This is a genomic window from Shewanella frigidimarina NCIMB 400, assembly GCF_000014705.1.
GTDB classification, from domain to species: Bacteria; Pseudomonadota; Gammaproteobacteria; order Enterobacterales; family Shewanellaceae; genus Shewanella; species Shewanella frigidimarina.
This window is the reverse complement of sequence record NC_008345.1, coordinates 4,052,292-4,073,787: the sequence shown is the minus strand read 5'-3', so window position 1 is coordinate 4,073,787 and position 21,496 is coordinate 4,052,292. Positions and strand designations below refer to the sequence as shown.

Sequence of the window (21,496 nt, the reverse complement as noted above, 5' to 3'; positions counted from 1 at the left end):
GAGGCAATAATACTAAGAATTTGTCGATTTCCTATACTCTGGTAAGCTCCTATTCAGATAGCTCATCCTTGAGCAAGTTCAACTTCACGCATAAATCATCAATATAATCACTCATAAATTTTGACAAACCTTGAACATCATTTTTTTCGATATCCAACTCGTTGTTAGAACGAAAATTCATTTCTTCTTCGGCCCACGAAACTAGAAAGTTGTATATTTCCTGCTCTTCATTAGTTAGCACTGAAGCTGGTACTTGTTTATTCCTAGAAGACTTTAATCGTAAAAACTCAATAAAATTTAGCGCTCTATACAGATTTACAATCATCGAGAATGAATCTGCCGCCAAGGATTCGTACTTTCCAAGCCTATTTCTCTCCCATACATTAGCCTCAGGAGAAAGTATGCTCAAAGAATCGATAATTCCCTTGAATCTGGCTAATGGGTATGCCTATCCATTTAAGGAGCTTCTGTGTTCCCATATTTTTAAAATTAAATCAACGGTTTGCTGTTGGTATTTTTCTTTTTTTTCTGCGTTTTCCTCACGCTCAGCACGATCCATCATCTCGGCTAAATAGTGCGACATCCATTTTCCCAAGGTATCGCAACTATCGGAGAAACCCAGCTCAGTTGCCAGATGGTGTCCAAGTACCAACACATCCTTCAGTGGTAAGGATTTCTCCAGTTCTTCGGAGAAGATAGAGTCTTGCGTACCGTGCTTCTTTTTCGGACTTTTCGTTATACTCTGTAATTCCATCTTTAGTTACTCTTCGTGTTATTTCGACTTCAATGGTTAGATCAAAGCCAACTTTATCTAGATATTGCTTTAGGTGATGTAGCGATATCTTCAAGCGGTGGCCATTGGAGATACAGTCTTCACCATATAAGTATTCTCTCTGTCGAGAGTCATCTCTTACATCACCCCATGCTTCATAATGAAATGCGCTGTCCCCATTAGAGGAGTCAAGCCAGTTAACGGGATAACTATCCGAACGGCACAACCCCAGTATTTCAACGACATTTTCAGACGGCGTCGCTTCTATTAGGCGGACACCATGATTAAACACATCCTTTTCATCTAGACGTGCATCACCAGAGTGTTCATTGAGCCAACCACGTAGTAAAAATGGGCCATCATCAATCTCAAATTCATGACCAGCAGGTGGCAAACGGTAGTCATGGGAGTCGTCGGATGTTTGAAGCGATCTAACCAATGCAAACCCGGTTTCTGGATTAACAAGGGCAGAGGATATTCTTACACTGGAACGATGATTACTGGTGCGAATATCATGATATGAATCCACAACTAAATTGCCATCTTCAGAGCTTAAACCAAGCTCCAACTCAAAATCATCGGCGGTTATTGTTGCCACCCAATCTTCTGCCTCGACAGTAGGGGGATAGTGAAAATGTGTTTCTAGTGGTGTTGGACTGCGAAGGTCACTTGACCACTGCGGTGGTTGAGTTAACCCTTCCCGGCTCAAAAAACCGTTTAATGTTCCATAGTCGTCATCATCATATTCAGGCTCAGCTAACGCTTTTTCTGCCATTAGAGAACCGAGGCTACACCACATGGCGTGCCACTCTAGGTAATAGCTATGAGGCTCTATCGTCGGCATGGAGCCGTGACTGTGGCTGTATAGGGAATAGTCAGCTCTTTCAAACTTATGTTTTCTTGGTTCTTTTTCCCATACTGACAGATCCGAACCATTACCCCACCGGTCAATAATCCAGGCTTCCGCCTCATCAAGAAACATTTCTTCGTTTACATCAGCAAAACATTTTATCGCGCTTGGGTATACATAGCTGAGGGTATCTAACGAATCAAAACTAAACCTTCTCTCTTTACCACCTCCGTGAAATCTTCCCCGAGAAACTCTACCTTTAGATTTTTCGGAAACTAATTCTGAAATATTGATAGCATGCAACGCAGCAATTTCCTGCTCATCAAATTCAATAAAACCATTTGAAAGAAGCTTCATTAAGCAGGATTTAGCAAAATGGCGTATCAATACATGTGGGAAGTCTTGGTCAGTGGCAATACTCAACAACCAGCGTGCGACAGGTGCGATGGCCTCGGGCACCTCGGATGCAATTCGATCAAATGTAACGATGAGCCAAAGACGCGCTGACAACCAATAGAAAGGTGCATTATCTTCACGATAGCCGGGCATGGATTTAAGCTCATACAGAGCGGTTAACGTCACAATATTCTTAAAATCTCCCATTCTGGCAGACGCTCTAATACTATGTGCCGCTCGCCATCTCACCCTGGTATCCACATCGCCTAAGAACGAGTAGAGTTGGTATGCTAATGCTGATTCAGCTGAACACTCAGACTCAATTTTATTCGTTGGAAGTCGTAACCGTGTGGTTAGTCGCTGAACATAACGAGTTGTGACATCTGCAATTTGTTCCTCGCTGCAATAATCAGTCAGCAGCCTGATCACCGAATATAGCTTGGGTAAGGGTAAAGATTCAGCATTTTTTTCCAGGCCATCCAGCAGTAAGCTAACCGTGACTTCTTTATTTAAATTAAGGCTATGAATAACATCTTTCAGCATCCGTTTATCGTAGCCATAATATTCACCATAAGAAAACTCGCCCAAATGATTAGCAATTAAGATTGGCAGGTTTTCCTCTTTCCAAGAAGATACGGCGTGAGATGACCCACTCCATAGGCTAATGCAGTCAATTAACGTTTTAGCCCATGTATAGCCAAGAGCATCAATTACTCGCTCATCAGTTAGGAAATTCAGAAAAGAAATACGATCTTTTGACTCCAAACGATTGCTAACAACCCTCAATATGTCATCGCTAGTAATATAAAAATCTTCACCGCTAGCTTCCTTTTTCTTGACGAGTATCGAGTTTATAAAGTCGTCAGGTGATTCAAAGGAAATTTCCGCAACATTTATACCGTCAAGGAACTCTTTCTCCGTTAAATTCCTAGTTGTCGAATCAAGCTTATCATTACTAGATTTTGTCTGAGTACTTACTTTGATTTGTGATTTAAATTTAATCAATTGATTAAGTGCTGAATGCCAATATTTACTACTATCGCTATATGGAACTAGTGCGTAATACCATGATGCCGATCGGTCAATACCATTCAAGCCGATCACTTTTTTGTTCGCCAGTAGACCTCCGTAAAATCTAGCTTCAGTGATCGGCTTCAGTCAAGGTATTTAGTTTTTTTCGCATCGATTCGCCTTTTAATTCCAACTTTATTGCTCCGTGAACAAGTCGATCTAGAATCGCATCAGCATGTGTCGATTCTCCTATCATTTCATACCAATTTTCGATCGGTAATTGACTGGCAATTAATGTCGATTTTGTATCATATCTTGCATCAATTAATTCCAATAAATCACTACGTTGTTGAGCCGTTAATGGCTCTAATCCCCAATCATCTAAGATCAGTAAATTAGCAGAGCTAAGCTTGTTGATCAGTTTTCGATAACTACCATCGGCTTGCGCTAAGAACATCTTTTCTAATAGCTCCTTGAGCCTAAAATAATAAACGCTACTCCCTTGTTGGCAGTGGTTTTGACCAAGAGCGCAAGCGAGGTAAGTTTTGCCACACCCCGTTGCTCCCGTAATCAAAATATTTTGGTGAAGGCGAAGCCATTCACCTTGTGCTAATGAACGGATCTGAGTTTTATCGAGTTGTCGTGCTGCGCCATAGTTGAGTTGAGCAAGCGTGCCGCCAACTCTGAACTTTGCTTGTCGAGTTAGGCGGTCAATTTTACGCTGGTCACGCTGCGTTATTTCATGCTCAAGCAATAAACTTAGCCGCTCTTCGAAGCTTTGTTCTACGTATAGATTAGGTTGTTCAAGTTGCTGTAATAGCGCATCACGTATGCCGCTTAGCTTTAAGTTACTTAACTGGTTATTGACTTGTTGATTGATATTTTTCATAAGATTTCCTTTGATTGGTTAGTTTTTATTAATGGTAATAGTTATTGCCGCGGATATTTTTATGATCAATATCTTGTAGCGAATCACCCTGAGCTTGTGGCAAGGGTTGCTTATCCAAGCCTTTTTCTAAGATGGTTTTCACTTGTTTTACGCGAGTAACACCTGTGGCTAATGCGCGATGACAGGCGGCTTCAAGACGTTGGTCTGTAAACTTCTTGCCTAGGCTTAATAACCCCATACAAGCACGGTAGCTTTGCTCTGGATGCTTTTTAGCTTGCATCAATTGCATAACAAACTGCTCGGTTGATTTACCAAACTGACTTGCCCAGCGCTCAAATCGCTGCGGTGTCCATTGCTGTTGTTTTTGGTGAGCGATAGGCATATGTAGCTCAAGTGTTGTATGCGCACCTTCTCGGTATGATCTGGGGTGAACAGCGACTCGTATGCCTTGATGGTAGAGTGTCACCAATTTTCCTGAGGCATGTGCTTCAAGTTTTTGCTTGATCAAGGTATGTGGCACTGAGTAATAGTGCTTTTCAATCTCAATATGATAATCAATATGTACTCTCACTTGTTTCACTAAGGTGTAGCTGTAAGGCTGCAAGGGCAATGGTTTTAACGCTGGTTTATCAATGGCTTCAAATTGACTTAATCGTGAGCCAGGATGTTTTTTCATTTGTCGCTGATTTAAATCGATGAGTAATTCTTGAATCTTTAGATTTAATTGACGCAAGCTAAAAAAGGTTTCATTACGAAGACGTGCCATGATCCAACGTTCAACAATTTGTACACCCACTTCAGCCTTGGCTTTATCCTTTGGTTTATAGGGTCTTGCAGGCACAATGACGGTATCGTAATGCGTCGCTAGTTGTTGGTAGGTTGGGTTTAAGTCAGGCTCATATCGGCAGGGTTTGGTGACGGCACTTTTAAGGTTGTCAGGAATGATCTGCTCAGGAACACCACCAAGAAACTCAAAACAACGGGCATGACTCATCACCCAATCTTCAAGTTTCTGGCTGTAAGTCGCTTCGGCATAGGTATAATTTGATGCCCCCATGACCGCGACGAATACTTGTGCAGTACGGCATTCGCCTGTACTTCTATCAACAATACTCATGGTTGGGCCACAGTAATCCACAAACAGTTTTTCACCAGCTTTATGGTTTTGTCGCATCGAGGGTTTTTGGCATTTAAGCCATGCCTTGTACTGACGGCAGAAGTGAGTGTAACTGTAAAAACCTTCCGCGTGCCGCTCTTTGTATTCTTCCCAAAGCAGCAACAACGTCATGGTTTTAGGCCGAAGCTCTTGTTGAACTAACGACCAGTCAGGAATGGTAAAGCCTTTTAAACGAGGCTTTGTTTTGAAAAACGCTTGTTGTAGAGAGTTATCATCCCACTTCTCATCAAGCGGCCAGCAAGTAATGTCTAGCTCTGCTGATTTACAGGCATATTTAGACACGATTGAGGGTGAAACAGATAAGCTTTTTGCTATCTGACGATGACTGAGTTTACAGCCGTATTTTAGTCTTAAAATTTCTTTGAGTTTACGCATTGAAATAGGTGCCGTTGGCATGGTCATTCTCATCATCAAAAATGAAAAGAATAACGGTTAAAAACACCTACGGGCAGACAAAAAAGTACAAAAAACGAACGGTACTATTCAAGCCGATCACTCAATACTATTTTGACCGAAAAGTGATCGGCATCGATGGTATTGAGTGATCGCGATGAATGGTATTAGGTGATCGGCTTAGATGGTATTAGGTGATCGCGATGCATGAGAATATGCAACTAGCTCATTTAGCATCTGGCATACTTTGGAACTACCGCTCCTGTTGAATCTCAATAACTCAGCTTTTGCGATTTCCTCTATCAGTTGACTGGCTTCTTGAACGCTTGTAACCGGCACCAGTTTAGTAACAAGCTCATCATTCAAATCATCACAGAAATTAAGCAAAGATGCAGCCTGCGCAGAGTTTATAGTTCCTTCTGTAACCCCTGTAGACATCAATGCAGGTAGGGTATCGCTGGCTTGAACTAAATCACAATCTTCCCAATACCCAATAAGTCTAATTGCTGTTGCTATATCTAATATAGCAACAGCAGAAATTGCATCGCCCCAAGGAAAATGTTCATACCCTTTAAGTAGAGTGCCGTATTCGATTATTATTGCCGACATTTGAGTCGCTATTTGTTGCGATTTTTTGGGTGAAAAGTGATTTTTGGCGTTTTTGGATAACGCTGAAAAAAGAGCCACATCATGCATAGCATCGACATCAACATCATTAGCGATATCAACTGCAATTTTAAAAACTTCTCTAGCTTCATCCTTATCCACAAAAAGCAATATTCTGGACAAATCTAGAAGAATGCTGATTTTTTCACTTGCTGCTGTTTTTAGATCTTTTACTTCAATTGAACGGTCGTAAATATCCTTAACAACTGACGGCCTCAACTCCGGTATTTTTATCAGGTTTTCAATAACTTTATGCTGACCGGAAGAAAACACTGATGGCCATTGTTTAAACGCTCCCTTAGCTAGGGTTAGCACTGTGTTAGTATCGATACCAGGTACAACAGATAGCTTAGCTACAGATAAAGAGAGCTGACTACATATGGATTCAAAATAGTGCTCTCTGGATATTCTCCAGGAATTTGAAAACAAAGAGCCTAGTGCAGACTTAACTTTCTCTTCAGCATCTTTAGGCATGATATTGGACAGCAATATATCCGCTCTAACAGCATAAACAGATATTAAAGCTGACAGGTTTTCCTTTATCTCTTTGTGTTTTTTCGATAACTTTTGCTTCTGCTTATTTTTTTCGGGCTCATCAAGATCATCAGGTATAGCCGAATCAATCCAATAGGACTCCACTGTGACATCGAGACCACGATTACGTGTCAACAAAGAGTATGCTCTAAAAGCAACATCGTTTTTAAGAATGTTGTGTATGTAGATGTTATTGACTAAACGCCATTTATCAGGGCATAGATATTCAAGGATTGGCTCAACAGAGGACAAGTCCACCCCATTGGCAGCCAAAATTTCACAGCCACTAAGTAGCATTTCCGCGTATCTGAAATCATCTGCATCTTCAGAGGTGTGCTGTTCCAGCTCTTTTAGATCGCAATACTTCAGTATTTCCTTGCTGCATAGTGACTTTTCAAAAGCTGCACAATTAATGTCATGACCGACAAGCGCTAAAGGTAAGTTGAATAGTGATGACCAAGGCTCTGGAATACAGCCACTATCCAAAAATTCTTGAACTGTGACTGCCTTGCCCGATAGCAATAGGCGATCCACTAACCTGAACGCGATTTTGTAATGGAGACTTTTCGGCTTCCAGCTACAAATGAACTCGTATGCAGCCTCGTATCCCTCCATATCTAGCACTGAATGCGCAACGGCGGCAATATCTTCAAGCTCTAATGGCCACGCATCTATATGTTTGTATCGATGCTCGCTTTGTTCGAGTTTTTGTCGTTCAATATCCTCACTTCTTCGATTCATCCATTCACGAAAAATGCGTTTCTTTTCGCGGGCAGCGATAAAGTCTCTGTCAGCTGCATCACGAGCAACAATATGCGATAAGAACCTACCATGGCTTTCATACGTTTTTGACGAGTAAAGTATATTTCGGCCTACAGTATCAGACGCAAAATGGACGGATAAATCAGGGTTCTCAGCGATAATTTTCTCTACGGCATCATCTGTTTTGATCGCCTCAGCCCCAACCAACAAAGTAAATATCGCATCTGCTGGCTCGCCTGCTGAACGACATACTTTCATTGCGAGTTGTAATCGCTGACGTTGTACTTCCCTGCGAATTATCTGGTCTTTTATAGCTATTGGCGCTTCATTTTGCTCAATGATTTTTATGATTTCTTGGCCTTTCCCAGCTGAAAATAGTGCTGAAGCCAAGTGCATGGCGGAATACTCGTCACTTTGATGGTTGGCACTGAAATGTGCAGCTGAACGCTTATAAGCTTCCAAAAGCTTTGGTTGCGCCTTTTCTCTAACAAAAAATTCAACATCCTCATCAAGAAACCCTACTTTATCTTCAAGAACACGCATTCCGGGAAGGTCAGAGACAATATCATTAACCCTTTCTATTGATATCCCCACAACACTAGCTAAATGTTGCTTTGGAACAGGTGCAGGTAGTGCTATTAACGATGAACAAACAAGAGACAAGACCTCAGAATTACCTTCCTTCAAAATCGCCTCTTCAAATCGAGCTTCAAAGATTTGATCCAACCCCTTTCCATTGGGTCTTAAAAATTCAATCGCTTTGCCCGGTTCTGAATCCGCGTAGTCGAATGCGTAACTTTGCACTCGTGGATTCTGGTTAGATAAATTATGAAAATCCTCTATCCATGCTTCGGTTGCTCTGGGATATTGGTTAAGTACATTTAGCGCAGTTTCTTCCATTGAGAAGTTAGATATCTCTACCGGGATGTATTTAACAGGAATAGATAACGAATCCAAACGCCCAGTTCTCGCTGAGACCATCAGCCTAACATTACTTGGTAGATTACCGATCTTAATCAGCTCATGAACAAAACTGATTTCTTCCGGCTTACACTGTTTAGCACCCGTTACAGTATTATCCGCAGCATCAATAACGACGACCAACAATGCATCGTCGGCTTGTGCTTTTAGAATTTTGCTCGCACTTTCGACTCTTAACGAAAAGGCCTTGAGAAAATCAATGCAAGAACCCTGACTAATCAACAAGGGTAATCGCAATCGAGCCGAGGTTTCATTGATTATTTGCAAGTAAGCATCTTTCGGCCTATGCCGATATGCTTCACTATCCATATAAGTGCCAGCGCCATAACAGTCATATGTAACCATGACTGAGCCTTCAGGTAATAAGCATTCAACCTGTTTTAGTACGGTCGTCTTGCCACTACCGCCTTCGCCATGTAGGCAGATAAATTGATCACCATTAACCATTGCAGTTTGTATCGCAACAGCTACATTTCTGTTAATTGTATTTTCTACTGGCTTGAGTCTTGAAGGGCATGGAAATAAAGCAAGAGGATCAGACACATTCATCCATGTAAGCACTGTTTCTCTAGTGATATAACTTCCTGTAGCCTCCGGTAGCATAAGCTTGTGAATACGGTCTTTCAAGTCCAACACAAACCCTCGATCAGCACTATGTGTTAGATTTAAAATTTCATTAATCGCGTTTTCTTCTTGCTCAAAACGAGACCCCGTACCACAATCAGAGAAGTCAAAAAGCATAATGAATTTCTTAAAATCTCTCTTATTGAGGCCACTGGCAACCCTCAGTGTTTCATGTTTTTTGTTACTGGTATCGGAAAGTGATTTCTTAAGATCAGCACCAATAGGTCGATTACTGACTAGCCTGATTGTTAACGCACTGATACTGATCAGATCTGGTCTTTTTTTTAATATGGCACTAAATGAATCAGCAAGTCCTTTGATAATGCTGTTATTTGAAGACTTCGACTTGGAACTTGTTAAATCCGAAACAGTCCAGTTCTTTTCAGGTGTTGATGGTGAATACTTTAACTGCTCAATTACAACTTTTTCAGCTTTTTCTACTGTATAGCCACCATAAAATAAGCCACAATCGACAGAGTCCCATTCCGTTAACCCTATCTCATTTTGCTCATCAAGATTTACACCTTCAACAGTTACAGCTTCTAAGTTTGTATCTGGGGCTAGCAATTGTAATGCTAAACGAAGAGCCCACCACTCATGAAAATCATCGCCTGTGTTGGAAGCTCTGGCTCCTAAGAATTCTGGTTTCATATTCTGATAATTTCCTCGTTTAACAACTTTGGTTTTTCAATCGAATAACAGCTTATTCAATAGCAGTACGATAATGTTCCAGGCCACTCTATTTATACGCCAAAGATAACGCCACTAAATTATTGTTGTAAATTAGATATATTGAGGTAAGTGGTGTTTATCATAGTACTGGTAAGCCCTAGTTCGCTCTACCATCGGTTAAATTCAGTTAGCGTAAGTTAAATACAGCATCGTTTAAATTTTTTACCACTACCACAGGGACATGATGAGTTACGCCCTATTTTTTTCCTAACGGCCTGCTTAGCTTTAAAGTCGACTTTCCCATTTTTTACTTCATGTGCATCACTTATCTTAGGTAGGCTCTCTACTATTTTATCCATCTTGACGGAAGGTTCCCATTTTGAGCAATGATAGGTAGCAAACCTAAATTTTGATGACACGGGACTAAAGCATAAACCTACCCACTCATCTGCTTTACATGTGTACTTTCTTTTCTCACAGTGTGCTACTAGACGTTTACCAGAGACCTCATCCTCATCATTGTTGACATGGATTGTTAAGCCTTTTTTTGCTTCCAGTATTGGTAAGGTCGCGTCATGATGTTTGTTGTCCTTTTTGTGTAGATCAACCATTTGCGAAATAGCATCATTAATGATGTTTCCAGAGCCTTCACTGAGTGACAGAATGTGGAATCCTAATTTCATGAGGCCAAGGTCACAAGAGTTTTTGATATCATCAAGAATGTTACCAATGAGGGTTCCAGAATAATTTGTAAGAATTCCTCTTGGCGTTTTAGGGATATGATCAAAACCATCTTCACGCCTCGCTAACATCGATAATTCTAGTGATGCAGAGACGTCATCATCAAGTATTACCATGTCTGGGTTTTCGTCAAAAAATAGGTTTTGAATGATATAGCAGGAGAGTGTTGTTAATTCATGATTAGAATGAATTGAATCACCATGGTCACTTCTCTTGGTAACGAAATCTAAAAAATACAATGGTGAGCTTAACATTTCTGTCATCATATCTATCAAAAACACATCCATTACGTATGGATGCTTGATAGTTTCCGTTACGGTATGCCTCAAGAAGTGTTGAGCTTGGGAGGCTAGAGCTGGGTAATGGTCGGAAACAATACATACAGGGAAAATCGATTCGTAGTCATCACCCAAAGCAACAACCTTTCCTTCTGCGTCTTTAAACTTAACATCTTTCCTTTGTAACAGCTCTGCACAAAGGTAGCTTTGGTCATAAGCATCTTGAACAGCGGCTTTGAAATCGGACTTAAGTTGTTTTGAGTTTCCTTTGCGGGCTGGAATAGTAAGCTTCTTTGATTTCGCTTGTATCACGATTGCATATTTACCATGGACTACCAGAACATCTATTTCACCCGCTCTGTTTTTCCCATCGTATATATCAATATTGGTGTATACATTTTGAGGCGGGAACACTTTTCTTAGACGGTCAGCGGTAAAATCTTCTGTGAATTCTCCTCTGTGATCGCTTGCAGTACCCTTATAGCTACTATCGGTATTAAACCAAAAGAAGGGGCTTTCATATAGAGACTCCCAATTAGAAAATGATAAAAATGAAGCATATAAACCATCATCTAACTTTACGATTGGAAAGGCGTTTCTATGATTGAAATCATCAACGCTTGAGAACCCATTCATACCACTAGTTGGCGACGCAGACAGTGCAGAAAGAACATTGAAAGTGACTTCTTTGCTAAGCTCTGAATGCCTATGGAGTTCATCAGCGCTAAAGCAAAAGGCTGATGAAAAGGGAGCTTGATTGTCCTTTTGAAAAATATTAGGAACTAAGGTGTTTAGCTTTTCCAATTGAAGCTTATCTATTACTTCTAAAACGGATATGGCATCTTCAATTACGAACCCTTTATTCTCCTTGAGCCATGGGTTGTCTTTTTGGTATCTAATTTTTACTAAATCACGATACTGATGTTTAAAAACGCTCTCTCCACTATAAAATATAGCTTCTCTCATAAACGAGGAACCGTTTGCTAAATTCTTAAATGATTCTAGCTTTTCAGTCGTTTCCTCAAAGTCCTCTGCATTGTAGAATGACCGATGTAACTCTTCGAATAACTCATAGACCCGTTGGGCGTATTCAACTATTTCATTGATTGTTAGGCCATTACCAGTAACTCCAGTTTTACACATCAAACCATATAGTGTGGCTAGCTCGGTGCGGCATAATTTAGAACGATCAAAATTATTGGCAAAGGCATCTTCATCTATGATGCCATTTCTCCCGTGGACGAATGTATCTTTCCAGCATAAGAATGATAAAACATCGATAAACCCTTCCTTGGACGATAAGTGCTCTAGCTCATCGAAAATGTCTTGTTCTTTTCTTATCGTCATTGCTTAATCGCCTTTTAGTATTCAATGCCTATATGCCGCATATGAGTTAAGCCTATGATGTAGACTGTTAAATTAGACCGTAGTGCTACCAATTAAAACTTTAATTTAGTTTTTAAGGCACTCTGTCTGATGTTCAAAGGCTTGTCAAATGCTTCCCACAAAGGTGATAAGTCAGTTAGTGGAAGTCAGAACTTATTTGAAAATTTTTTCGATTTTTACGATCAAAGGTGGGGCTTGTTGGCTTATTCTAAGCCGAGTTTCTTACTACTTGAGGTAATCGGCTGCTTGCTAATTTAGCAAGGCTGCTGACACATTCCTGTCCAAAAATAAGTTGGTTAGGCTCAAATATAACGGCCAGTTTCACATGGAACTACAAAGTAGTATTCAAATTTATTTATTGGTAATAGTATACTAACCTTTTGATATACTATTTTTGGTACCAATTTATTTTGTTATTAGTTACTGTAATTTAATGGATAATATAAATTGAATCTCACTCACCGCCTTACTTGGTATTCTTTTGGGGGTGATACTGAACGCATGTATACCCAGCCACAAAAACAGTTTAGAGCACAGAAACTCGATAAAATTGAAGATGATATTATTACTGCTGCCGCATCTGGTTATCCATTTAACCGTGTTTTTTTAGCCGATGGTGATGCGATGACGTTACCGTTTAATCGTTTAAAAGCGATTTGTGAATTGATTAATACTCATCTGCCTCATGTCACTCGGATTAGCAGTTATTGTCTCCCGCGTAACCTAAGCAATAAAACGGTTGAGCAATTAGCACAATTACGACAAATGGGTTTATCTATTTTGTATATTGGCTGTGAAAGCGGTGATGATGAAGTGCTTGGACGCATTAAAAAAGGCGAAACGTTTGCCTCATCTTTAGCTGCGTTACAGAAGATTAGCCAAGCAGGCATAAAATCATCAGTGATGATTCTCATGGGATTAGGTGGTGTGCAGTTATCTCGTCAACATGCGATAGCCTCTGCTGAATTAATGAATGCGGCTCAGCCCGATTATTTATCCACACTGGTGGTAACATTACCGCTGGGAACTGAGCGCATGGATAATGTTTTTGATGGTAAGTTTGTATTGCCAGATCAAAGCGGTTTATTGACAGAAATGCACACGCTATTGAGCCATCTGAAGTTGGATAAAACCATTTTTCGTTCAGATCATGCTTCGAACTATTTAGTGCTTAAAGGTATTTTAGGCAAAGATAAGTCTGCATTAATCACTCAAATTGAGCAGGCATTACACGGAATGATCCCGTTGCGACAAGAATGGCACCGGGGTTTGTAGCGGCATTTACAATGATACTAACCAGTTTATTGAATGGGTTAATTAACTAGCCTGTATTTTCTGCTTAGTGACAGCCTTAGCTTTATTGCTCGTCTTCAAAGATACTTTCAATCGGTAACTTGAATAAACGTGCCGCTTTAAAGGCCAATGGCAAACTCGGATCAAACTTACCGGTTTCGATCGCGTTGACTGTTTGCCGGGACACATCAAGTAAGTCTGCTAGTTGTGCTTGGGTCAAGTCTTGTTCTGCCCTGAGCACTTTTAGGCGATTTTTCATTGATACTTCCTATGGCCTAGAATAATACCGACTAAATAGGTTAGCCCCATAATGATCACCAAATGAGAAATTTCCGCGTGACCTGCTATTAAGTTTGTCGTGTCTAAATTTGAGTAGCTCAAGCCAACAATTAGCCCCACCCCCAGACTGAGGCCCATCGCATTTAATTGAATCTTTTGCTGCAATTCATCTAAGCCAAGTAGTTGGCGTCTATTGGCTAAAATCATCCCAATACCCATCATGAAATTAGTGCCTATGGCCATTATGGTGATTAAATCTTGCTGCCAAATAAATTGTGGACCAAAGTTAGCGACGGCCATACTTATCACCCACGCTAGGGTCCATGTAGCTAAACGAGTTGTATTATGTTTGTTGGTATTTTTCCAGTCTTGATTTTGTGTTAATGGTGACATTATCAACATCCCTTTGGTCGTGATTAGTTGTCATTATGTCAACTAAGCTTGACTTTAAGTTATAGCAATCTATTAGTGGGTGTCAAGTAAGCTTTACTTTTCGATGTGTTGTAAATTAACTTCAACTCGGGTTAAGAGGTTACATTAATGACTGAGTCAAAATGATTGGACTAGTGCATTGCAGCTAAAAACTAACTTATTGAGCCAGATTAGGTTAATGAATGTATTGACGGCAAAACTAAGCTGTAGAGTGGATTTACTCATCTACGCCTGAAATGAATATCTGTAGGTGTTTAATAAAGTGATGTTATCGCTGATGCATTTGTCATAGTTAGTTGCACGCGTGTAAGTGAACCATTATGTTCATTTACAGATAAAAGTTTGACGAGCAATCACACTTCTTTGTGCACTATTTTTGTATAGTGCCAAGGGCTTTAATGACTCTCAGGACCCTGTAACAGTTCGTTTGTCGCAGTCGTTAATCATCTTCGAATATCTTGTTGGTATGCATTGAAAGGCCTGTGAGTCTCATTGCAGGATATTCAGTAAAACCTTATAGTGTATCGATTTACTTAATAAAAGTAGGACAGTGATCCCCATGAAAACTAAAATAATATTAGACACAGATCCCGGTATTGATGATGTATTTGCTATTCTGTTTGCCGAAGCACACCCCGATATTGAACTTAAGGGTATTACTACTATTTATGGCAATGTAACCATTGAAAATGCGACCCGTAACGCGCTTTATCTTAAACAAAAATTTCAGTTGCAAGCCGATATTGTCACTGGCGCGAGTAAGCCTATCGTTCGACCTCCAGTTGGCCCAACTGTCGTTGTACACGGAGAAGGTGGCTTTGGTGATGTGAATGTCCCAGCTGAAGTAGAAGGACAAGCTGATCCGCGGCCTGCGTATCAATACATCATTGACGCTGTAAAGGCGGAGCCTGGTGAGATTACTTTAGTGGCCATCGGTCCGTTAACTAACCTTGCGCTAGCGCTTCAGGCTGACCCAAGCATTGTCGACTTAGTTAACAAGGTGGTCATTATGGGTGGCGCTTTTGGTGAGAACGGTCATCGCGGTAATGTGACCCCTTTTGCCGAAGCTAATGTACACGATGATCCTCATGCTGCTGATATGGTGTTGACGGCCTCATGGCCTGTGGTTGTGATTGGTTTAGACGTGACTGAACAAAGCTTTTTTACTCGTGATTATCTTGACCAATTACGTGACAATGCAGGCGACGTTGGCCAATTTATTTGGGATGTTAGCCGGTTCTATTTGAGGTTTTATAGTGAAAAAGTGGGCTTAGATGCTTGCCATGTGCACGACCCATCCGCCATTGCCTATGTGATTAATCCAGAGTTGTTCACGCTTAGAGAAGGGCCAATACGAGTGGTTGTCGATGGTGTTGCCGAAGGAATGACCATTCAGAAGATTGATGACCGTGTTTACCCGCATGATGAATGGATGAACCAGTCGCCACAACAGGTTGCTGTTACGGTGAAAGATGCCGAACTGTTGGAATTATATCGCCACAGTATTATCAATTATGCCGTAAGATTGAAATAGCACTGTCGGCATCTGGCGGGCTAATACCGCTTACAAATGAGCGCAGTAATCACTGCGCTTTTTCATGGGCGTTCGACTCTAGTGTTTTACATTAGTGCTTTACATTAGCGCTTTACATTAGAAATCAGCACTCGCTATTAAGCATTAAGTCTAGCTGCGACAAGTGAGCCATCTGGCATGTTTGCTGCGCCTAGGCGCTCAACAGCGAGTGACGCATAAGCGTTGGCATATTTAGCGGCCTGATGCAGTGTACTGCCTCTAGCAAGCTCGGCGACCAAAGCGCCATTAAAAGCATCGCCTGCACCAGTGGTATCTACAACCGCGCTTTTTAACACCTCGATTAGGGTAAATTGATCGTTTTCATAAAGTAATACCCCATCAGATCCGCGAGTAATCACCACCGACGTTACGCCTAAGGCATGTATTGCAATAGCGGCCTGCTTAGCACTGTCTAGATCGGTTACTTCGATCCCAGTCATTAACGAAGCTTCTGTTTCATTAGGAGTGATCATATCAACTAAAGGTAATAACTCGAGAGTTCTTTGATGATATGGCGCCGGATTGAGGATTACTTTAGCACCGTTGTCTTTGGCAATGCTCATCGCGAGCTTGATAGCATCAAAGTTGGTTTCAAGTTGGGTTAAAAACAGTTGTGCATTAATAATATGCTGTTTGGCTGAGTGTATTTCATCATCGGTCAGCGTCATGTTTGCGCCTTCGTTGACCGCAATCATATTCTCGCCAGCTTGTTCACTAACATAAATCAGCGCGGTACCAGTCGGGCTAGTTGAGGACTCGAGGATAATCGTATTGTCTATGCCGGTACTGCTGAGATGTTGGCGCGCAAATTGGCTAAATTGATCAGTACCAATTTTAGTCATGAAGCTAACATTGGCACCATTTTTAGCCGCAGCATAAGCTTGGTTTGCCCCTTTGCCGCCAGCGCCAATACTGCTGCTACTTGAATGCAAGGTCTCACCTGGTTGGGGGAAACGTGCTAGATTCGCAACAATATCGACATTGAATGAGCCAAGTACAAATACATTATGTTTCATTTTGATTAATCTACCTTGGTTTGAGTCGAGTGCCATGCTGTCGTTCAGTATGCTGCGGTCGAGTAATTCTGCCAGCATGGCATCCAAGCTATACTTTTTGATATCCACCCCTTCAGACTGACTGACTCCGCCATGAACTCGTTTTACCAGGCCGTCTTTTTCCAGTTGAACGAGATCACAACGAACCGTTTTAGCGGTTACCGCCAGTAATGTGGATATTTTTTGGTTAGACAGTTCTTTATGCATGTTAAGCAACTTGAGAATAACAGCCAGTCTTTCATTTCGACTTAGTTTTTTCATAATGAAATATAGTGCTTTTGCAGAAAATAAGTTGTGATAAAGACAAGAGCTTAACATGCAAAGTGAACGAGTTGGTTCGTTTGCTATCCGTTATTGGCAATTTGGGGCTAGTGAATGATTCGACAACAAAAATTCAATGAGCTTAGCTGCATGAGCTTCATTGAATGTACATAATAAAGAAGAGGTTGGGTTATTTCACACACTATAATATTCATACTGTTCGCAGTAGCTTTGGATAATAAATGTATGGAGAGTAAGCGTAGGTGAGTAAGTGTTCTTACAGGGGTAAACTTGTTGATTATTCTTACTTATTGCATCGGCACTATCATTCTCATTACATTTTTTGCGGAGCTTCCCACTACAGCGCGAATTCAATAGAGCCTCGGGTGAATATCCATTGGCGGCAATAGTTTGTTGGCCCAGTTCCGATTGTTAGGGCCAGTGAGATTGAATGGATTAAAAACTGCAACGGCTGCTTTATTGGCGTTTTATTTGTTGCACTTACAATCGTAATACTTTACACGATGAAGAGTACCGGCAGCAGAGTGAACACTAGAACTGTAAATACTAGCACTGTTAATACTCTCGTTACTAAACTAGTGCCACTAAAACTAGTGCTGTAAATGTATTTCCTTTACCGGGCAAGGTATCTTAATTTTGGCTTGATTGAGTGCTTTGATTATGGCGAGGTTAGTGTGGTACTTCTCTTCGAAATAGCGTGTTGTCGGAACCCAGTAACGTACGCCAATCTCTATACCCACAGTATTAAATCCATTGATGCCGACTAATGGTTTTTTGTCTTGATAAATTGCCGGAGCAGCGGCAAGTACGTCATTAATTAATTGGATAACATGATCGGCATCAGCGTGGTAATCAATATTTATTTTGTTTTCAACCAATTTATAAGCAAATGAGTTATGTAAAATTTCGCCGACAATGTGCTTATTGGGAATACTAATTTGTTCGCCTTCTTCATTAGTTAATATGGTTTGGCCCAGTTTAATTATTTCAACCACACCGCCGACACCTTTAATTTCAATGGTATTTCCAACCACAAAAGGGCGGGTGACAATAATGGTAATGCCGGCTGCGTAATTAGATAACATTCCTTGTAATGCCAAGCCAGCTCCAAGTGAAGCGGCACCAATAGCAGCCACCATTGGCGTTACGCTAATCCCTAGTTTGCCTAAACAGATAACGGCAACCATCACAATAATGATGATTTTAACTAAGTTGGAAGCAAAGTTACTGAGGGTGATATCAATGTTATGTTTTTTCAGTTGAGCAGCGACAACATTGGCCGCTTTGTTTGCCACCCAAAGCCCCAATAAGAAAATAATAATCGCACCAGCAATTTGAAAGCTGTACTCAACAACAAACTCAGTGATGACGCTATAGACATTTTGCAGTTGTTGGAGCTCTTGATCTAAACTGGGTTCGTTCATTCTATGTTCCTTATTGAAGCACGTTAAGATGTTATCAAATTGGATGATAACAACTTTTTACTCTAAGGTGTAAATCTGTGATGGGTGTTAAGTGCCATCACGGTGAAAATATTTTTAACGACTTAATGGGCATTTTTCTGGCAAATGTCTATACTTTCTAGGCGCAGAAACCAATCAATAACGCTGTAAATTAAACGAGTAATGCGTTGCGTGTTATTGATATTTCTCGAAGAATAAAAAATTATACTTTTTGCATAAAAATTCGTTGCGTATTGATTGGAAATATCGTTTACTGCGCATGTTTTTACAGATTCGTAATGACACTTTTATCGCCCTACTTACAGGAGGCACTGGCCTAATGAGCCAATTTCAATCGATTGATGTTGCAGATTATTATGACAAGGACACGTTTGACCGCATTGAGGCATTTGCTAAAGATAAGCCAACGCCATTTGTAGTTATTGACACCCAAATCGTTGCGAAACAATACGATGATATGGTTAACAATTTTCCTTTCGCAAATATTTATTATGCGGTTAAGGCAAATCCGGCCAAAGAAATTTTAACCTTGTTGCGAGATAAAGGTTCAAACTTTGACATCGCATCCATTTACGAACTTGAAATGGTAACGTCGATAGGTGTTTCTGCAGACCGTATTAGCTACGGTAACACCATTAAGAAGCGTGTCGATGTACGATCATTCTTTGAACAAGGCGTACGTATGTTTGCTTCAGACTCTGAAGCCGATTTACGCATGATTGCTGAAGAAGCTCCTGGTTCAAAAGTGTACTTGCGTATTTTAACTGAAGGTACACACACAGCTGACTGGCCTTTGTCACGTAAGTTTGGTTGCCAAAATGAAATGGCGTACGACTTATTAGTATTGGCAAAAGAGTTAGGCTTGCAACCGCATGGCATTTCTTTTCACGTGGGTTCGCAACAACGTGATATCGGTGCTTGGGATTCTGCTATCGGTAAAGTGAAAAGTATTTACGACCGTTTAAAAGAAGAACACGGCATCGTACTAAAGATGATCAATTTAGGGGGTGGTTTTCCTGCCAACTATATGGACAAAACGAACGAGCTAGGTGTTTATGCTCAGCAGATTAAGCATTTCCTAGAAGAAGACTTTGGTGATGAATTACCAGAGATTATTCTAGAGCCTGGTCGTTCTTTGCTTTCAAATGCTGGTGTATTAGTATCTGAAGTGGTATTGATTTCTCGTAAGTCGAACACTGCATTAGAGCGCTGGGTATTTACAGATGTGGGTAAGTTCTCTGGTTTAATTGAAACCATGGACGAAGCGATTAAATTCCCAATCTATACTGAGCGTAAAGGCGAGTTAGACAAGTGTGTCATTGCCGGTCCAACCTGTGACAGTGCAGATATTATGTATGAGCACTATAGCTATGGTTTACCGGTTGATTTAGCCATTGGTGACCGCATGTACTGGTTAACCGCTGGTGCTTACACCACGACCTATTCAGCAGTATGTTTTAACGGCTTCCCACCACTTAAAGATTATTACCTTTAATTGATGGTGTAGTTTGACAACATCATAAAGGACGCACTAGCGTCCTTTGTTTTTATGCGCGTCTAAACCTCTTGCTGATGGCTTTTTAAAATATCCAATATTTGTTCTTTAAGATGTAATCTCGTGCTTTTCATTAGTTTTAATTCAGTTGTCGCATCACTGCTACTGGTCTTTTCTAGTGCGGTAATTTGCTCATCGAGTTGATTGTGGTCGTTAAATTTTTTGATAAAGTGCTTATCGGTTACTTTAAGTTTAGTTATCAAATCTCGGTACTCTGGAAACATAAGTTACTCCTTGTAAGTTGTGTCAGTAGATTTAGGGCTCATTTCACTTTGCATTAACAAGATGTTATTCCAATAACAATGATGCTTACTTCAGCACCAAATACAGTTTGAAAAATGAGATGTGTTGAATCTAATACTGATTAACTTTATGCTCATTGGTTACGCTTACCTTCAGCCTAAAACCATTTTTGCGAGGTTAACTTGATGTAAATCACGTTAATGATTGTTAGGCGAGATAAGATATTTGTTGTTTTATCGACCTTTAACTATGCTGAAATCAGTGTATTTGGTGGGTTTTGGACATATGTTAGTAATAATTTAACGAAAGAATATTAACTATTATGAATTTATATGTGATCAAGTTAACCTTATCCGCCTAAAGACTAGGTTAAAGTCTGGGTTATAAGAATTTAATATTCAAAACTGAAAGGGGTTTTCACAATGTCCGATGTATTTCACTTAGGATTAACTAAAAAAATGTTAGATGGCGCTACCTTAGCAATCGTTCCTGGTGATCCAGAGCGTGTTAAGCGTATTGCTGAGCTAATGGACAACGCAACGTTCTTAGCGAGCCATCGTGAATACACAAGCTACTTAGCTTATATCGATGGCAAAGCCGTGGTTGTTTGTTCAACTGGTATCGGTGGACCATCAACTTCTATTGCGGTTGAAGAATTAGCACAATTAGGTGTGAGAACTTTCTTACGCGTAGGTACAACTGGCGCAATCCAACCGCACGTAAACGTGGGTGATGTGATTGTGACTCAAGCTTCTGTGCGTTTAGATGGCGCAAGCTTACACTTTGCACCGCTTGAGTTCCCAGCAGCAGCAGACTTTGAATGTACCACTGCTATGGTTGCAGCTTGTCGTGACGCTGGTTTAGAGCCGCACATTGGTATTACTGCTTCTTCTGACACTTTCTATCCAGGTCAAGAGCGTTACGATACTGTTTCTGGTCGCATTACTCAGCGTTATGTTGGCTCTATGAAAGAGTGGCAGTCAATGGGTGTGCTGAACTATGAAATGGAATCAGCTACGCTATTTACAATGTGTGCAACTCAAGGTTGGCGTGCAGCATGTGTTGCCGGTGTTATTGTAAACCGCACACAGCAAGAGATCCCTGATGAAGCGACAATGAAGAAGACTGAAGTAAGTGCAGTGTCTATTGTTGTAGCAGCAGCGAAAAAATTGTTAGCTTAAGCTAACGT

General features: G+C 40.7%; 16 protein-coding genes. 4 read left to right on the top strand and 12 right to left on the bottom strand.

Features of this window, described 5'->3' with window-relative positions:
- Positions 1–49: 49 nt before the first annotated feature.
- From SFRI_RS21715 to SFRI_RS17590, 7 genes are all read right to left on the bottom strand, one after another.
- Positions 50–409 (bottom strand): hypothetical protein, encoded by a 360-nt coding sequence (locus tag SFRI_RS21715; RefSeq protein WP_011638852.1) that lies wholly within the window; start codon positions 407–409, stop codon positions 50–52.
- 39 nt (positions 410–448) lie between these two features.
- Positions 449–583, bottom strand: a complete 135-nt coding sequence (locus tag SFRI_RS21860) for a hypothetical protein (RefSeq protein ID WP_279625676.1) — start codon at positions 581–583, stop codon at positions 449–451.
- Positions 584–623: 40 nt separating this feature from the next.
- Positions 624–3,113: a hypothetical protein gene (locus SFRI_RS17610; protein WP_011638851.1), complete on the bottom strand. Its 2,490-nt coding sequence runs from the start codon at positions 3,111–3,113 to the stop codon at positions 624–626.
- A 46-nt stretch (positions 3,114–3,159) separates the two neighbouring features.
- A complete protein-coding gene (gene istB / locus SFRI_RS17605; RefSeq protein ID WP_011637026.1) occupies positions 3,160–3,918 on the bottom strand; it encodes an IS21-like element ISShfr5 family helper ATPase IstB in 759 nt (252 codons plus the stop codon).
- Positions 3,919–3,946: 28 nt separating this feature from the next.
- Entirely contained in the window at positions 3,947–5,491 is a 1,545-nt protein-coding gene (gene istA, locus SFRI_RS17600) for an IS21-like element ISShfr5 family transposase (RefSeq protein WP_041412878.1), read from the bottom strand.
- A 177-nt stretch (positions 5,492–5,668) separates the two neighbouring features.
- Positions 5,669–9,706, bottom strand: coding sequence for a P-loop NTPase family protein (locus SFRI_RS17595; protein WP_011638850.1), 4,038 nt, complete (start codon positions 9,704–9,706; stop codon positions 5,669–5,671).
- Positions 9,707–9,924: 218 nt separating this feature from the next.
- Positions 9,925–12,093, bottom strand: coding sequence for a nuclease-related domain-containing protein (locus SFRI_RS17590; protein WP_011638849.1), 2,169 nt, complete (start codon positions 12,091–12,093; stop codon positions 9,925–9,927).
- Between the two features lie 540 nt (positions 12,094–12,633).
- On the opposite strand from SFRI_RS17590, the gene SFRI_RS17585 reads away from it, so the two are divergent.
- Entirely contained in the window at positions 12,634–13,407 is a 774-nt protein-coding gene (locus SFRI_RS17585) for a radical SAM protein (RefSeq protein WP_011638848.1), read from the top strand.
- 82 nt (positions 13,408–13,489) lie between these two features.
- Here SFRI_RS17585 and SFRI_RS17580 read toward each other — a convergent pair whose 3' ends face one another.
- Both SFRI_RS17580 and SFRI_RS17575 read right to left on the bottom strand, forming a co-directional pair.
- On the bottom strand, positions 13,490–13,684 hold the full coding sequence (locus tag SFRI_RS17580) for a helix-turn-helix transcriptional regulator (RefSeq protein WP_011638847.1): 195 nt from the start codon (positions 13,682–13,684) through the stop codon (positions 13,490–13,492).
- On the bottom strand, positions 13,681–14,097 hold the full coding sequence (locus SFRI_RS17575; protein WP_011638846.1) for a hypothetical protein: 417 nt from the start codon (positions 14,095–14,097) through the stop codon (positions 13,681–13,683). The genes SFRI_RS17580 and SFRI_RS17575 overlap by 4 nt, the downstream gene beginning before the upstream one ends.
- Before the next feature lie 598 nt (positions 14,098–14,695).
- On the opposite strand from SFRI_RS17575, the gene SFRI_RS17570 reads away from it, so the two are divergent.
- Positions 14,696–15,670: a nucleoside hydrolase gene (locus SFRI_RS17570; RefSeq protein WP_011638845.1), complete on the top strand. Its 975-nt coding sequence runs from the start codon at positions 14,696–14,698 to the stop codon at positions 15,668–15,670.
- 137 nt (positions 15,671–15,807) lie between these two features.
- On the opposite strand, the gene rbsK is transcribed toward SFRI_RS17570, so the two are convergent.
- Positions 15,808–17,025, bottom strand: a complete 1,218-nt coding sequence (gene rbsK, locus SFRI_RS17565) for a ribokinase (RefSeq protein ID WP_041413735.1) — start codon at positions 17,023–17,025, stop codon at positions 15,808–15,810.
- 611 nt (positions 17,026–17,636) lie between these two features.
- Positions 17,637–18,470, bottom strand: coding sequence for a mechanosensitive ion channel family protein (locus SFRI_RS17560; protein WP_011638843.1), 834 nt, complete (start codon positions 18,468–18,470; stop codon positions 17,637–17,639).
- A gap of 358 nt (positions 18,471–18,828) precedes the next feature.
- Between SFRI_RS17560 and SFRI_RS17555 the strand changes: the two genes are divergently transcribed.
- Positions 18,829–20,004, top strand: a complete 1,176-nt coding sequence (locus SFRI_RS17555) for a type III PLP-dependent enzyme (protein WP_011638842.1) — start codon at positions 18,829–18,831, stop codon at positions 20,002–20,004.
- Positions 20,005–20,066: 62 nt separating this feature from the next.
- Here the strand turns inward: SFRI_RS17555 and SFRI_RS17550 are convergent, their stop codons facing one another.
- Positions 20,067–20,288 carry an HP1242/YdcH family protein gene (locus tag SFRI_RS17550; protein ID WP_011638841.1) on the bottom strand — a complete coding sequence of 74 codons (222 nt, stop codon included), beginning with the start codon at positions 20,286–20,288 and terminating at the stop codon, positions 20,067–20,069.
- A gap of 441 nt (positions 20,289–20,729) precedes the next feature.
- Here SFRI_RS17550 and udp point away from each other — a divergent pair, with 441 nt between their 5' ends.
- On the top strand, positions 20,730–21,488 hold the full coding sequence (gene udp, locus SFRI_RS17545) for a uridine phosphorylase (RefSeq protein ID WP_011638840.1): 759 nt from the start codon (positions 20,730–20,732) through the stop codon (positions 21,486–21,488).
- Positions 21,489–21,496: the final 8 nt, after the last annotated feature.